14 protein-coding genes are annotated in these 13892 nt (G+C 70.4%); 3 read left to right on the top strand and 11 right to left on the bottom strand.

Annotation, left to right across the window (positions count from 1 at the left end; translation table 11 throughout):
- Positions 1-16 precede the first annotated feature (16 nt).
- From yajC to pdxS, 7 genes are all read right to left on the bottom strand, one after another.
- Positions 17-523 (bottom strand): preprotein translocase subunit YajC, encoded by a 507-nt coding sequence (yajC, locus tag OHO27_RS35135; RefSeq protein WP_328428977.1) that lies wholly within the window; start codon positions 521-523, stop codon positions 17-19.
- Positions 524-698: 175 nt separating this feature from the next.
- Positions 699-1769: a Holliday junction branch migration DNA helicase RuvB gene (ruvB, locus tag OHO27_RS35130; protein WP_328428976.1), complete on the bottom strand. Its 1071-nt coding sequence runs from the start codon at positions 1767-1769 to the stop codon at positions 699-701.
- Between the two features lie 94 nt (positions 1770-1863).
- Positions 1864-2469, bottom strand: coding sequence for a Holliday junction branch migration protein RuvA (gene ruvA, locus OHO27_RS35125; RefSeq protein ID WP_328428975.1), 606 nt, complete (start codon positions 2467-2469; stop codon positions 1864-1866).
- Positions 2466-3005 carry a crossover junction endodeoxyribonuclease RuvC gene (ruvC, locus tag OHO27_RS35120; RefSeq protein WP_328428974.1) on the bottom strand — a complete coding sequence of 180 codons (540 nt, stop codon included), beginning with the start codon at positions 3003-3005 and terminating at the stop codon, positions 2466-2468. The genes ruvA and ruvC overlap by 4 nt, the downstream gene beginning before the upstream one ends.
- 140 nt (positions 3006-3145) lie before the next feature.
- Positions 3146-3898, bottom strand: coding sequence for a YebC/PmpR family DNA-binding transcriptional regulator (locus OHO27_RS35115; RefSeq protein ID WP_328428973.1), 753 nt, complete (start codon positions 3896-3898; stop codon positions 3146-3148).
- Positions 3899-3946: 48 nt separating this feature from the next.
- On the bottom strand, positions 3947-4555 hold the full coding sequence (gene pdxT, locus OHO27_RS35110) for a pyridoxal 5'-phosphate synthase glutaminase subunit PdxT (RefSeq protein WP_328428972.1): 609 nt from the start codon (positions 4553-4555) through the stop codon (positions 3947-3949).
- A 13-nt stretch (positions 4556-4568) separates the two neighbouring features.
- Positions 4569-5474 (bottom strand): pyridoxal 5'-phosphate synthase lyase subunit PdxS, encoded by a 906-nt coding sequence (pdxS, locus tag OHO27_RS35105; protein ID WP_328428971.1) that lies wholly within the window; start codon positions 5472-5474, stop codon positions 4569-4571.
- 147 nt (positions 5475-5621) lie between these two features.
- Here pdxS and OHO27_RS35100 point away from each other — a divergent pair, with 147 nt between their 5' ends.
- Positions 5622-6065 carry a VOC family protein gene (locus OHO27_RS35100; RefSeq protein WP_328428970.1) on the top strand — a complete coding sequence of 148 codons (444 nt, stop codon included), beginning with the start codon at positions 5622-5624 and terminating at the stop codon, positions 6063-6065.
- On the opposite strand, the gene OHO27_RS35095 is transcribed toward OHO27_RS35100, so the two are convergent.
- The 4 genes from OHO27_RS35095 to pgsA all read right to left on the bottom strand — a co-directional run bounded on the left by OHO27_RS35095 (position 6062) and on the right by pgsA (position 9566).
- Positions 6062-6604 (bottom strand): hypothetical protein, encoded by a 543-nt coding sequence (locus OHO27_RS35095; RefSeq protein WP_328428969.1) that lies wholly within the window; start codon positions 6602-6604, stop codon positions 6062-6064. The two genes, OHO27_RS35100 and OHO27_RS35095, sit on opposite strands and share 4 nt — an antisense overlap.
- 174 nt (positions 6605-6778) lie before the next feature.
- The gene (locus OHO27_RS35090) at positions 6779-7957 is read right to left on the bottom strand and encodes a glycosyltransferase family 4 protein (RefSeq protein ID WP_328428968.1); all 1179 of its coding nucleotides are present in this window, start codon (positions 7955-7957) and stop codon (positions 6779-6781) included.
- Complete coding sequence (locus tag OHO27_RS35085; RefSeq protein ID WP_328428967.1) at positions 7954-8880, bottom strand: phosphatidylinositol mannoside acyltransferase; 927 nt, start codon at positions 8878-8880, stop codon at positions 7954-7956. The genes OHO27_RS35090 and OHO27_RS35085 overlap by 4 nt, the downstream gene beginning before the upstream one ends.
- The gene (gene pgsA / locus OHO27_RS35080; RefSeq protein WP_328428966.1) at positions 8877-9566 is read right to left on the bottom strand and encodes a phosphatidylinositol phosphate synthase; all 690 of its coding nucleotides are present in this window, start codon (positions 9564-9566) and stop codon (positions 8877-8879) included. Before pgsA ends, OHO27_RS35085 begins: the two co-directional genes overlap by 4 nt.
- A 273-nt stretch (positions 9567-9839) precedes the next feature.
- Here pgsA and OHO27_RS35075 point away from each other — a divergent pair, with 273 nt between their 5' ends.
- Together OHO27_RS35075 and OHO27_RS35070 are read left to right on the top strand one after the other, a co-directional pair.
- Positions 9840-12038, top strand: coding sequence for an elongation factor G-like protein EF-G2 (locus OHO27_RS35075; RefSeq protein WP_328428965.1), 2199 nt, complete (start codon positions 9840-9842; stop codon positions 12036-12038).
- Between the two features lie 181 nt (positions 12039-12219).
- Positions 12220-13881: a hypothetical protein gene (locus tag OHO27_RS35070; RefSeq protein ID WP_328428964.1), complete on the top strand. Its 1662-nt coding sequence runs from the start codon at positions 12220-12222 to the stop codon at positions 13879-13881.
- Positions 13882-13892: the final 11 nt, after the last annotated feature.

Below are 13892 nucleotides of genomic sequence, written 5' to 3'. Positions count from 1 at the left end.
GCGCCCCGGAGCATGGCTACTTCGCGTCGGTGTCGCCGTCGGTCTTCTTCGGCTCGTCGTCCGTCTTCGCCTCGGCGGCCACGGCGTCGGACGGCTCCTCGACCTCGTCCTTCTCGTCCTTCTCGACCTTCTTACCAAGGTCGACGGACTTCTCGTCGGAGGCGGCGGCAGCGGCAGGCTCGTCGGCCTCGGTGAGGGAGGAGGCGTCGTTCGGGACGACGTCGGACTTCAGGTCGTGTTCGATGCCGTGCACGATGCGGTTGTACTCGTCGTCGGAGAGGACGGCGCCGATCGCGTTCTTGGCGAAGAGAAGCTCGACGCCCGGGCCGGCGTCAACGAGGACCGTGTCTTCGCTGACCTCCTTGACGGTGGCGTACATGCCACCGATGGTGCGAACACCGGATCCGGGCTGCATGTCATTCCGCATGTTGGCGGCCTGCTGCTGCTTCTTCTTGGCCGACCGGGTCATCAGGAACATGGCCCCGATGAGCACGATGAACGGGAGGAGGGTCACGAGACTCACGGGTCGGAACTTCCTTCACACGACCGCGATGGTGAGCGGCCTGATGGTTGGGGGTATATGTGCCGCCGACTGAGGCGGCATCGGCGGAGTCTAAGCGAGTCTCCGCGCATGGAACAACGCTCAGCATGGCACTGGGGTTCCTGCTCCGGCCAGTGTGCTCGCCGTGACCGGGCCGTCACGTCCCGAACAGGTCCTGTTGTCCGTTTCCCGCAGGGTGCGAGCCAGGCGGGGTGAGGCCGAGATGCGCCCATGCCGCCGGGGTGGCGACCCGGCCGCGCGGGGTGCGGGCGAGCAGGCCTTCCCGTACGAGGAAGGGTTCGGCGACCTCCTCGACCGTCTCGCGCTCCTCCCCCACCGCGACGGCGAGTGTGGACAGGCCGACCGGGCCACCGCCGAACAGTTTCAGCAGGGCCTCCAGGACGCCGCGGTCGAGGCGGTCCAGCCCGCGCTCGTCGACCTCGTAGACGGCGAGGGCGGCCGCGGCGATGTCCCTCGTGATGATCCCGTCGGCCTTGACCTGGGCGTAGTCGCGGACCCGGCGCAGCAGGCGGTTGGCGATCCGGGGCGTGCCGCGGGAGCGGCCGGCGATCTCGGCGGCGCCGTCGGCCTCGATCTCCACCTCGAGGAGGTTGGCCGAGCGGTGGATGACGCGCTCCAGCTCGACGGGCTCGTAGAACTCCATGTGCGCGGTGAAGCCGAAGCGGTCGCGCAGCGGGGGCGGCAGCAGGCCCGCGCGCGTGGTGGCGCCGACCATGGTGAACGGGGGCAGTTCCAGCGGGATGGCGGTGGCACCCGGCCCCTTGCCGACGATGACGTCGACACGGAAGTCCTCCATCGCCATGTACAGCATCTCCTCGGCGGGCCGGGACATGCGGTGGATCTCGTCGAGGAAGAGGACCTCGCCCTCCTGGAGGGAGGAGAGGATCGCGGCGAGATCGCCGGCGTGCTGGATGGCGGGGCCGCTGGTGATGCGGATGGGGGCGCCCATCTCGGCCGCGATGATCATCGAGAGGGTGGTCTTGCCGAGGCCGGGGGCGCCGGAGAGCAGCACGTGGTCGGCTGTGGCGCCACGCGCGCGTGCGGCGCGCAGCACCAGGTCGAGCTGTTCGCGGACCTTCTCCTGGCCGATGAACTCGTCCAGGTCCTTCGGGCGCAGCGCGGCCTCTACGGCCTGGTCCTCACGGTCGGCGGACGCACCGACGAGCCGCTCGGGGGCGGGGGTGTCGGTGGTGTCGTCCCAGTTCATGGAGTGTGCCTCGCGGTCGCGGTCGGGTGGATCGTACGAGGATCAGGGCGTCCCCGGAGCGGCGCCTTCGGGCCTTACCGGGGCATCGGTCGGTTCAGCGGGCTCTGTTCAGGGTCTGAAGCGCGGCCTTCAGCAGCCGGCCCACCTGGGGCGTGCCCTCGGCGGCCTCGGCCTGCGGAGCCACCGCGGCGACCGCCTCGTCGGCCTCGCGCGTCGCGTACCCGAGGCCGATCAGGGCGGCGTGCAGCTGGTCGCGCCAGCCCTGGGTGACCGGGGCGCCCACCGCAGGCGCGCCGATGGGCTCGCCCAGGCGGTCCTTCAGCTCCAGGAGCAGCTTCTGGGCGCCCTTCTTGCCGATGCCGGGGACAGCGGTGAGCGACTTCTCGTCGGCGGTCGCGACGGCTCGGCGCAGCGCGTCGGGCGAGTGCACCGCCAGCATCGCCTGGGCCAGCCGCGGGCCGACTCCGCTCGCGGTCTGGAGCAGCTCGAACGTCTGCCGTTCGTCGTCGTCCGCGAAGCCGTACAGCGTGAGGGAGTCCTCGCGGACCACCAGCGAGGTGTGCAGCTTTGCGGGCTTGCCGAGGCGCAGGGTGGACAGGGTGTTCGGCGTGCACTGGACGGCCATGCCGACTCCGCCCACCTCGACGACCGCGGCGTCCGGAGCGAGGGCGGCCACTGTGCCACTGACGAAGGCGATCATGCCGTACGGCCTTTCGGTGCTTTGGCTGTGTGCAGGGCGACGGCCTGCTGGAGTCGGTTCTGCGCGGGGGCGCGCCAGATGTGGCAGATGGCGAGCGCGAGGGCGTCGGCGGCGTCGGCCGGCTTGGGCGGGGCGCTGAGCCGCAGCAGGCGGGTGACCATGGCACCGACCTGGGCCTTGTCGGCGCGACCGCTGCCGGTGACCGCGGCCTTGACCTCGCTGGGGGTGTGCAGCGCGACGGGGATGCCGCGCCGGGCGGCACAGAGCATGGCGACGGCGCTGGCCTGGGCGGTGCCCATCACCGTACGGACGTTGTGCTGGCTGAACACCCGCTCCACGGCGACGAATTCGGGCTTGTGCTCGTCCAGCCACTGCTCGATGCCCTGCTCGATGACGACGAGACGGTGTCCCAACTCGGCGTCCGCGGGGGTGCGTACGACACCGACGCCGAGCATCGTCAACGGCCGCCCGGCGACGCCCTCGACCACGCCGACACCGCATCGGGTCAGCCCCGGGTCCACCCCCAGTACGCGCACGCCGCGCCCCCTCCCTCCGATCGCATGTTTGTGCAGGCTATCGGGTGCCACCGACAACGCCGGGCAGCAACTCCCGGCAAAGCCACGGGCCGACGGGGATGCCCCGTCGGCCCGTCGAAACCGCTCAGCTCGCGGCAGAGTTACGCGTCGACCTTCTCCATGATCTCGTCGCTGACATCGAAGTTGGCGAAGACGTTCTGCACGTCGTCGCTGTCCTCGAGCGCGTCGATCAGCTTGAAGATCTTCTTGGCGCCCTCCTCGTCCAGCTCAACCTGGACGGACGGCACGAAGCTGGAGTCGGCGGAGTCGTAGTCGATGCCGGCCCCCTGGAGGGCGGTGCGGACCGCGACCAGGTCGGTGGCCTCGCTGATGACCTCGAAGGACTCACCGAGGTCGTTGACCTCCTCGGCGCCGGCTTCCAGGACGGCGGTGAGGACGTCGTCCTCGCTCAGCTCGCCCTTGGGGACGATGACGACGCCCTTGCGGCTGAACATGTACGACACGGAGCCCGGGTCGGCCATGTTGCCGCCGTTGCGGGTCATGGCGACGCGGACGTCGGAGGCGGCGCGGTTGCGGTTGTCGGTGAGGCACTCGATGAGCACGGCGACACCGTTCGGGCCGTAACCCTCGTACATGATCGTCTCGTAGTCGGCGCCGCCGGCCTCGAGACCGCCGCCGCGCTTGACCGCGGAGTCGATGTTCTTGTTCGGGACCGACTGCTTCTTCGCCTTCTGGATGGCGTCGTAGAGCGTCGGGTTACCCTCGATGTCAACGCCACCCATACGGGCCGCGACCTCGATGTTCTTGATCAGCTTCGCGAAGAGCTTGCCGCGCTTGGCGTCGATCACGGCCTTCTTGTGCTTCGTCGTAGCCCATTTAGAGTGGCCGGACATCTGCCTGTCTCCTTCGCGTAACCCATCCAACAACGAACGCCAGAGATCCTACAAGGACTCCGCTGCCCGGTTGGCGCGCACCATGTCGACGAACAGGGAGTGCACACGGTGGTCGCCGGTCAGTTCCGGGTGGAACGACGTGGCCAGCGCGTTGCCCTGGCGGACCGCGACGATATGGCCTTCATGCTCGGCGAGCACCTCGGCCTCGGCACCCACGGATTCGACCCAAGGGGCGCGAATGAAAACGCCCTCTACAGGATCGCCCTCGACTCCCTTGACGTCGACCGCCGCTTCAAAGGACTCGTTCTGACGCCCGAAGGCGTTGCGGCGCACGATCATGTCGATGCCGCCGATCGTCTCCTGGCCGGAGCGCGGGTCGAGGATCTTGTCGGCGAGCATGATCATGCCGGCGCAGGTGCCGTAGACGGGCATGCCGTTCCGCACGCGCGCGCGTAGGGGCTCCGTCACGCCGAAGAGGGCGGCCAGCTTGGAGATGGTCGTGGACTCGCCGCCCGGGATGACGAGGCCGTCCACCTCGGCGATCTCTTCGGGGCGCCGCACCGGCCTGGCCACGGCGTCTGCCGCGGCCAGGGCGATGAGGTGCTCCCGTACGTCGCCCTGCAGGGCCAGGACGCCTATGACGGGGATGTTGCTCATGGGATGTGGTGCCTTACCAGCCGCGGTTGGCGTAGCGCTCGGTCTCGGGGAGGGTGTCGCAGTTGATGCCCACCATGGCCTCGCCGAGGTTGCGGGACGCGTCGGCGATGATCTTCGGGTCGTCGAAGAAGGTGGTCGCCTTGACGATGGCGGCGGCGCGCTTGGCCGGGTCGCCGGACTTGAAGATGCCTGAGCCGACGAAGACGCCCTCGGCGCCGAGCTGGCGCATCAGCGCGGCGTCGGCCGGGGTGGCGACACCGCCGGCGGAGAACAGCACCACCGGGAGTTTGCCGAGCTCGGAGACTTCCTTGACCAGCTCGTACGGGGCGCGCAGGTCCTTGGCGGCGGCGTACAGCTCGTTGTTGTCGAAGCCGCGCAGCTTGGCGATCTCGTTCTTGATCTGACGCAGGTGGCGGACCGCCTCGACGACGTTGCCGGTGCCGGCCTCGCCCTTGGAGCGGATCATGGCCGCGCCCTCGGCGATGCGGCGCAGGGCCTCACCGAGGTTGGTGGCGCCACAGACGAAGGGGGTCGTGAAGGCGAACTTGTCGCTGTGGTTGACCTCGTCGGCCGGGGTGAGGACCTCGGACTCGTCGATGTAGTCGACACCGAGGGACTGCAGGACCTGGGCCTCGACGAAGTGGCCGATGCGGGACTTGGCCATGACCGGGATCGAGACGGCGTCGATGATGCCCTCGATCATGTCCGGGTCCGACATCCGGGCCACGCCGCCGTCCTTGCGGATGTCGGCGGGGACCCGCTCGAGGGCCATGACGGCGACGGCGCCCGCGTCCTCGGCGATCTTCGCCTGCTCCGGCGTGACGACGTCCATGATCACGCCGCCCTTGAGCTGCTCGGCCATACCGCGCTTCACGCGTGCGGTGCCGGTCTCGGGGGCCTGGTTTTCGGAGATGGACACGGGTTGACCTCGCTGTGTGAAAGAGGGTTACTGCAAGCATCGAGGAAACGTGAGGTGTACGGGCCACTTCAAGAGCCAATGGTGAGGCGGTGGATCGTTTTGCCTGCCGGGGCGCCGCCCGGACCGGGCCGCGTTAGTGTCCTGGCCATGGAACAGCGCATCAGCCTGGTCACGCTGGGGGTCTCCGATGTGGCGCGCTCCCGTGCCTTCTACGAGGCCCTGGGCTGGCGGGGCCAGGAGGTCGAGGAGACCGTCTTCTTCCAGGCGGGCGGACTGGCCCTGGTGCTGTGGGGCCGCGACAAGCTGGCGCTGGACTGCGGGCTGACCGACGGCGCGGCAGGCACGGCAGGCGGCTTCGGCGGGATCGCCCTGGCCCACAACGTGCGCTCCGACGCCGAGGTCGACGAACTGCTCGCGGCCGCGGAACGGGCCGGGGCGACCGTCACCAAGCCCGCGGTCACCAATGCCATCGGCTTCTACTCCGGCGCCTTCGTCGACCCCGACGGCCACGCGTGGGAGATCGCGCACAACCCCGGGTTCCCGCTCGCCGCCGACGGTTCCCTCACGATCCCCGACTTCGGCGCGTCCTAGGCGGGCCGGTCCGCCAGGGCCACCGGCGGCTCGTCGTCCATCTCGACGGCCAGCGGGAACGGGGCGTGGCCCGCCAGGCGGAACAGGCGGACCTTGCGGTGGCGTCGCAGCGCCCTGGCCGCCCGTACGGCGTCGTTGTGGAAGCGGCGGGCCATCGGTACCCGGCGCACCGCCTCCGTCAGCTCGCGGGCCGCTTCCTCGCCCCCGGGCGCCTCCCGTACGGCCTCCACCTGCTGGGGCTCGGCGAACACGGCTCGCAGCGCCTGGCTCAGTTCGCTCTCGGCGACCTCCCGCTGTTCCTCCTCGGCCTGCCGGGCGGCGTGTGCGGCCTCGTACAGGACGATCGACGCGGCGGGATCCAGCACACCGGAGGTGGCCAGTTCCTGGGCCACCGAGGCGCGGCGCAGCAGCTGCGCGTCGAGTGCGGCGCGGGCCGCGTCGATCCTGGCGTGCAGCCGGTCCAGGCGACCGGCCGTCCAGCTCAGGTAGAGGCCGATCGCCACGAGGACTACGAGGATCCAGATCAGAGTTGCGGTCACGGGCGGCACCCTAGCTCCGCCGGGTGAGCAGGGTGTCGTGCGGGGCGTGGGTGTTGGTGCCGGGTGTCGGCGCGACCGTCGCCGGGGGCTGCCGCCCCCGGACCCCGGCATCGGCCCTGAAGGGCCTCATCCTCGGACTCCCCCAGAGGGGGCACCCCCAGACGGGCTGAAACCTCAGTCCCGGGCCAGCCCCAGCCGGGCCCGCAGCCCGCCGGTCCCACCGCTCCCGGCCCGCTCGTCCTCGGCCACCGCCGCCGCGCCCGCAGTCACCGTCTCGTACACCGACAGGATGTCCGCGCCCACGGTCGACCAGTCGAAGCGGCGTACATGCACGCTCCCCCGCTTGCGGAGCTCGGCCCGGCGGACCGGGTCCTCCAGGAGGCGTACCGCCGCCTCGGCCAGGGCGTCCGCATCCTCGTTGGTGAAGAGTTCGCCCGCCGCGCCCTGGTCGAGGACCTGGGCGAAGGCGTCCAGGTCCGAGGCGAGGACGGGGGCGCCGGCCGACATCGCCTCGACCAGGACGATCCCGAAGCTCTCGCCGCCGGTGTTGGGAGCGACGTACAGGTCGACGCTGCGCAGGAAGCGGGCCTTGTCCTGGTCGCTGATCATGCCGAGGAACTCGACGCGGGAGCGGAGCTCGGCGGGCAGGGACTCCACCGCCTCCTCCTCGTCGCCGCGGCCCGCCACCAGGAGCCTGGTCTGCGGGCGGGCGGCGAGGATCTTCGGCAGGGCCCTCATCAGAACCGGCAGGCCCTTGCGGGGCTCGTCGATGCGGCCGACGAAGCCGATCGTGTCGCCCTGCCAGTCGGGGTTCGGCTCGGCCTCGGCGAAGAAGTCGACATCGACGCCGTTGGGGATGACGACCGCGTCGCCGCCGAGGTGTTCCACCAGCGTGCGCCGGGCGTATTCGCTCACCGCGACCCGGGCGCTGATCTTCTCCAGGGCCGCCTGGAGGATGGCGTACGCGGCGATCATCGCCCGCGAGCGGGGGTTGGACGTGTGGAAGGTGGCCACGATCGGGCCCTGGGCCGCCCAGCAGGCCAGCAGGCCCAGGGACGGCGACGTCGGCTCGTGGATGTGGATGACGTCGAACGCGCCCTCGTGCAGCCAGCGGCGCACCCGGGCCGCCGAGAGGAAGCCGAAGTTCAGGCGGGCGACCGAGCCGTTGTACGGGACCGGCACCGCGCGGCCCGCGGAGACGACGTACGGCGGGAGCGGGGTGTCGTCGTCGGCCGGGGCCAGGACGGACACCTCGTGGCCGAGCCGGATGAAGAACTCGGCGAGGTCGCGGATGTGGAACTGGACGCCACCTGGCACGTCCCAGGAGTACGGGCAGACGATGCCGATCCTCACGGACGCTCTCCTGCCGGGCCGTCGGCCGGTCGTGGTTCCAGGTCGGCGAGCCACAAGCGCTGGAGCATGTGCCAGTCCTCCGGATGTTCGGCGATCCCCGTGGCGAAGGCGTCGGCCAGCGCCTGTGTCATGACAGACGTCTTCTCGGCCCGGGTACCTGTCTCGGGTACCTCGATCGGGGGATGGATCCGCCCCTGCATGACGGGCGAGTCGTCGTACCAGAGCGTGACGGGAAGCAGGAGCGCCCCGGTCTGCTGGGCCAGCAGCGCCGGGCCGGCGGGCATCCGGGCCGTGTCGCCGAAGAAGTCGACCTCGACGCCGGACGCGGACAGGTCACGGTCGGCGACCAGGCAGACCAGACCGCCGTCGCGCAGCCTGCGGGCCAGCATGCCGAAGGCGGTGCCGCCGCTGTGCGGCAGGACCTCCATGCCGAGGCTCACGCGGTAGGCGACGAAGCGGTCGTAGAGCGTCTCGGGCTTGAGGCGCTCGGCGACCGTCGTGAACGGCGTCTCCAGCTCGGTGGTGACCCAGGCGCCGGCGAGGTCCCAGTTGGCCAGGTGCGGAAGGGCGAGTACCACGCCGTTCCCGGCGGCCAGGCCGTCGGTCAGGTGGTGGACGTCCTTGACGTCGAAGCCGCCCTTGACGCGTTCGGCGCTCCAGGCGGGCAGTCGGAAGGACTCCATCCAATAGCGCAGGTACGACCGCATGCCCGCGCGCGAGAGCTCGGCGAGGCGCTCCGGGGTCGCGTCGGGCACCACGCGCGCGTAGTTGCTCTCCAGCCGCTGGACGCCCTTGCCTCGCTGCTTCCAGGCGAGATCGGCGATGGTGCGGCCGAGCCGTACCGCCACCGGCTCGGGGAGCTTCTTGACGGTGCCCCAGCCGAGTCCGTACAGCGCGTCCGTGAGGCGGTCCTGGGCGCTCACTTGGCGGCCTCGCTCCCTTGAGAGGCTCCCTGCGGCTTGTCCTGCGCGTCCGCGGCGGCCTCCGCCTCGGCGGATTCGCGACGGACGGTGACGACCCGCTGGATCAGCGTGACGAGACTGCCGACGGCGACGATCCACAGGGCGACGGGCAGCAGGTACTGGATGCCCGGTACCCCGAACTTGTGCAGGCCCGCCAACCCGGCCGCGACCAGCGAGATCACCAGGCGCTCGGCGCGCTCGACGAGGCCGTTGACGGCGACGGGCAGGCCGATCGACTCGCCGCGCGCCTTGGTGTACGACACCACCTGGCCGCTGGCCAGGCAGAAGATCGAGACGGCGCACAGGACGAGGTCGTCGCCCCCGCCGGCGTACCAGAGGATGAAGCCGCCGAAGATCGCACCGTCGGCGACCCGGTCGAGCGTGGAGTCCAGGAAGGCACCCCAGCGGCTGGAGCGGCCGAGCTGGCGGGCCATGTTGCCGTCGACGAGGTCGGAGAACACGAAGAGCGTGATCACGACCGTGCCCCAGAAGAACTCGCCCATGGGGTAGAAGACCAGCGCGCCCGCGACCACCCCGGCGGTGCCGATGAGCGTGACCGTGTCTGGGCTGACGCCCCGCCGGATCAAAAACGCGGCGAACGGTGTGAGAACACGCGTGAAGAATGCACGCGCGTACTTGTTCAGCATGGCCTTCCCGAGGGTCGGTGTGCGCCGCGGCCCCTGCTGGCCACCGGCTGGCCCATCGTAGCCACGCGTGCGTGCGTGCGACCGCCGGGCACTCGTACCCGGGTCCGGCAGGCACGTCCACCCGCGGCGGATGGCGCGATCGCGTCCGCCGTATGGACGCACCGTGACGGGAGTGGAAAGCTCGAAGGACCGCGGGCGTCACCGGAGCCGCATCGCACGCGGATCCGCATGTCCGCGCCCACAGTGACCTCACCGTGCACGGGAGGCAGGACCATGGGCGACAAGGCGAACGCACATCCCGGAGCCGCCGGCAGGGCTACAGCGGCCGACCACCCCGCGTCCGTACGGAATGTGGTACTGGTCGGCCACTCCGGATCGGGCAAGACCACCTTGGTGGAAGCCCTCGCACTCACGGCGGGGGCGGTGAACCGGGCGGGCCGCGTCGAGGACGGCGGCACCGTCTCGGACTACGACGAGATCGAGCACCGGCAGCAACGCTCGGTACAGCTCTCCCTGGTGCCGGTCGAATGGGACGGCATCAAGGTCAACCTTCTGGACACCCCCGGATACGCCGACTTCGTCGGGGAGCTCAGGGCCGGTCTGCGAGCGGCGGACGCGGCCCTTTTCGTCGTCTCGGCCTCGGACGGCGTGGACGGCTCGACCCGCATGGTGTGGGAGGAGTGCGCGGCCGTCGGCATGCCGCGCGCGATCGTCGTCACGCACCTGGAGTCCGCGCGGGCCGACTATGAGGAGATGACGCGGATCTGCGCGGAGGCCTTCGGCGGGGAGGACCCCGACGCGGTGCTCCCGCTGTATCTGCCGCTGCACGGCCCGCAGGCCCCCGACGGGCACGCGCCCGTGACCGGGTTGATCGGGCTGCTGTCGCAGCAGCTGTTCGACTACTCCTCCGGGGAGCGCAAGGAGTCCGAGCCGGGCGAGGACCAGCTGCCGCAGATCGAGGAGGCCCGCAACCGGCTGATCGAGGGGATCATCTCGGAGTCGGAGGACGAGACCCTGATGGACCGGTATCTCGGCGGCGAGCAGGTCGACGTCAAGACGCTGATCGAGGACCTGGAACGGGCCGTCGCGCGCGGTGCCTTCCATCCCGTCCTGGCCGCGGCGCCCGCGGCCGACGGCGCCCGGCAGGGGCTCGGCACGATCGAGGTGCTGGAGCTGATCACGCGCGGGTTCCCGACCCCGCTGGAGCGGGAGGCGCCCGCGGTCACCACGGTCGACGGCAAACCGCGCGCGCTGAAGGTGTGCGACCCGGACGGGCCGCTGGTCGCCGAGGTGGTGAAGACCGCGTCCGACCCGTACGTCGGCCGCGTCTCGCTGGTACGGGTCTTCTCCGGCACCCTGCACCCCGACGCGACGGTGCACGTCTCAGGGCACGGCCTGGAGGACCGTGGCCACGAGGACCACGACGTCGACGAGCGGATCGGCGCCCTGTCGGCGCCGTTCGGCAAGCAGCAGCGCACGCTCAGCCACTGCATCGCCGGTGACCTCGCGTGCGTGGCGAAGCTGACCCGCGCGGAGACCGGCGACACGCTGTCCGCCAAGGACGACCCGCTCCTGATGGAGCCCTGGCGGATGCCCGACCCGCTGCTGCCGCTCGCCATCCAGGCACACAGCAAGGCGGACGAGGACAAACTCTCCCAGGGCCTGTCCCGGCTGGTCGCCGAGGACCCGACCATGCGACTGGAACAGAACCAGGCCACCCACCAGGTGGTGCTGTGGTGTCTGGGCGAGGCGCACGCGGACGTCGCACTCGAACGGCTGCGCAGCCGGTACGGCGTCCAGGTCGACGTCGTACCGCACATGGTCGCCCTGCGGGAGACGTTCGCGGGCAGGTCGGCGGGCCGTGGCCGGCATGTGAAGCAGTCCGGCGGGCACGGGCAGTACGCGATCTGCGAGATCGAGGTGGAGCCCCTGCCGGGCGGCTCGGGCGTCGAGTTCGTGGACAAGGTCGTCGGCGGCGCGGTGCCGCGCCAGTTCATCCCCTCGGTGGAGAAGGGCGTAAGGGCCCAGGCGGCCAGGGGAGTTGCGGCGGGCCATCCGCTCGTCGACGTCCGGATCACGCTGCTCGACGGCAAGGCGCACTCGGTGGACTCCTCCGACGCCGCCTTCCAGACGGCCGGCGCGCTCGCGCTGCGCGAGGCCGCGGCCGACGCGAAGATCCATCTGCTGGAGCCGGTGGCCGAGGTGTCCGTCCTGGTCGGTGACGACTACGTCGGCGCCGTGATGAGCGACCTGTCCGGGCGGCGCGGCCGGGTCCTCGGCACCGAGCAGACCAACGGCAGCCGCACGCTCATCAGGGCAGAGGTGCCCGAGATCGAGATCGGGCGGTACGCCGTCGATCTCCGCTCGCTGTCGCACGGCACCGCACGCTTCAACCGTGCGTACGCGCGGCACGAACCGATGCCGGCGCAGATCGCGGAAAGGATTCGTGAAGAGGCGCGCGAAGCCTCGTAGTTGGCGCCCGGCGCCACCAAGTGGCCTGTACGGAACGCTCCCCGCCGCGTCGGCGGGCGGCTTCGGCCGTCCGCCGACGAATGTCGGTGGCGGAGGATACGCTGATCATTGATCAACAGGTGTGCGAAGTACGGAAGTCGGGAAGGCCGCAGAAGCGACACTGCGGCGATCGGGGGCGGGAATGACCGTTGAGAGCGGTTACGCGGACATCTTCGGTCCGCAGGTGCCGCGCACGGCAGGTGAGGGTCAGACGGCGACGTTCGCGCTGGCCTCGGCGGCCTATCGGGACAATCCGTTCGAGGACATCAAGAAGGCCGACAACGAATGGCACAAGACCGACATCAAGGCGGGCCGCGGCTGGGCGAGGATCTTCCGTCCCAACCTCGGTGAGGCCTTCTCACGGGCCGTGGTCGACCGCATGCTCGGCAGCGGCCGCAAGCCCCTGATCCAGTCCTTCGGCGCCGAACCTCAGGTCGTCGTCGAGCACTGTCTGGCCGCGAACAACATCCGCAAGGCGCGCGACCGGATGCTCAGCGCCATCACCGTGATCTGCGGTGTGCTCTTCCTGCCCGGGCTCCTGGTGTGGCTGCTGGTCTTCACGCTGCGCACCACCATCGTCAAGCGGGACGAGAAGCGCGGCGGCGCCCTCGCCTCCGTGTTGCTCGTGGCGGTGGGCGCGCTCGCCGTGCTCTTCCTGCTGCGCATGCCGTTCACCGGCTTCTGGGGCTGGTCTGCGCGGGCCTCGGTCCTCATGCCCGTGGTCGGATGGTTCTGGGCCAAGCAGGTCTGTGAGCGCACCGCGAGGGATCTGCGGGAGCGCTGGGACAGCCTGTTGGCCGGCAGCAGCGTCGGCGCCAAGGTGCCGGAGGCGGTGCCGACCAGCCCCACCGAGACCCAGGCCGAGCAGCTGCGCCAGTCGCTGGCCAAACTGAGCGCCGAGCAGCAGTCCAACTCCGTGTTCTACGCCGGGCCCAAGGGGATACTCGGCATGGGCACACGCTGGGGCAGCTGGCAGCTCGCCGAGGACCTGGTGGCAGCGGACTCCACGCGGGAGATCCACCCGTTCCGCAGCTGGGACGTCATCCGCTCGATCCACGACCAACTGCGCATGCTGGAGCGCGGTCCGCTGAACACCGGTGGTTTCCCCAAGCCTTCGATACGGCACTGGGTCGTCACGCCGATCGCGGAGGGCGCGAAGGCGGTGTCCCGCCCGGAGGGCACCGACGTCGAGGCGTACCAGGTCAAGAACCACGCGATACAGGACATCTGCAACAAGCAGCAGTTCGGCAGCGGTGACCGGCACTACCTGGGCGTCCAGTGGACGCTCTGGGACGGGCAGTTGATCATCACCATGCTGATCACAGTGACCGTACTGCACGAGACGTTGCGCATCGAGGTGACCGGCCACGCCCTCGGTCCGGTGAACGGGCTCTTCCAGGAGAAGCCCGAGGCGCCGACCAAGGAGGTCACCAAGTCGTTCAAGCCGTGGGAGACCCGCAAGGTGAAGCTTCCGCTGGTCAACCCCGACGAGGTGGTCCGGCTGGCGGTGCGGGCCCCGATCTCCTGGTACCCGCCGCTGCTGAGCTGGCTCGGCGGGACGATGGGGCTGCCCGAGCCGTTCGGACTTCGGCACGCGTGGGCGGACCAGCCGTGGCGGCACCGGTTCATGGCCGACGACGCGCTGCGCGCGGCCACGCCGGTGCTGCGGGTGGTGCATGCCGCGGCGATCAAGGTGCTCGCCGAGAACGGCGTGGACACCGACAAGTTCGGTTCACGTTCCGCGTTCTTGAGTACGGCGGTGCAGGACCCGATGCCCAGGAAGGCTGACGTCTACGACGCGTAGCTGTGGTGCCC

This window comes from Streptomyces sp. NBC_00443, from assembly GCF_036014175.1.
In the GTDB taxonomy this organism is placed as follows: domain Bacteria; phylum Actinomycetota; class Actinomycetes; order Streptomycetales; family Streptomycetaceae; genus Streptomyces.
Note: the sequence above shows the minus strand (reverse complement) of the source record. Positions and strands in the feature narration are given on the sequence as shown.

What these genes read in the sequence shown, in the direction of transcription:
- ruvB (WP_328428976.1), bottom strand. Translation starts at nt 1,769, where the DNA reads ATGAACTGGGACGACACCACCGACACCCCCGCCCCCGAGCGGCTCGTC.
- ruvA (WP_328428975.1), bottom strand. Translation starts at nt 2,469, where the DNA reads ATGATCGCCTTCGTCAGTGGCACAGTGGCCGCCCTCGCTCCGGACGCC.
- OHO27_RS35115 (WP_328428973.1), bottom strand. Translation starts at nt 3,898, where the DNA reads ATGTCCGGCCACTCTAAATGGGCTACGACGAAGCACAAGAAGGCCGTG.
- pdxT (WP_328428972.1), bottom strand. Translation starts at nt 4,555, where the DNA reads ATGAGCAACATCCCCGTCATAGGCGTCCTGGCCCTGCAGGGCGACGTA.
- OHO27_RS35100 (WP_328428970.1), top strand. Translation starts at nt 5,622, where the DNA reads ATGGAACAGCGCATCAGCCTGGTCACGCTGGGGGTCTCCGATGTGGCG.
- pgsA (WP_328428966.1), bottom strand. Translation starts at nt 9,566, where the DNA reads ATGCTGAACAAGTACGCGCGTGCATTCTTCACGCGTGTTCTCACACCG.
- OHO27_RS35075 (WP_328428965.1), top strand. Translation starts at nt 9,840, where the DNA reads ATGGGCGACAAGGCGAACGCACATCCCGGAGCCGCCGGCAGGGCTACA.
- OHO27_RS35070 (WP_328428964.1), top strand. Translation starts at nt 12,220, where the DNA reads ATGACCGTTGAGAGCGGTTACGCGGACATCTTCGGTCCGCAGGTGCCG.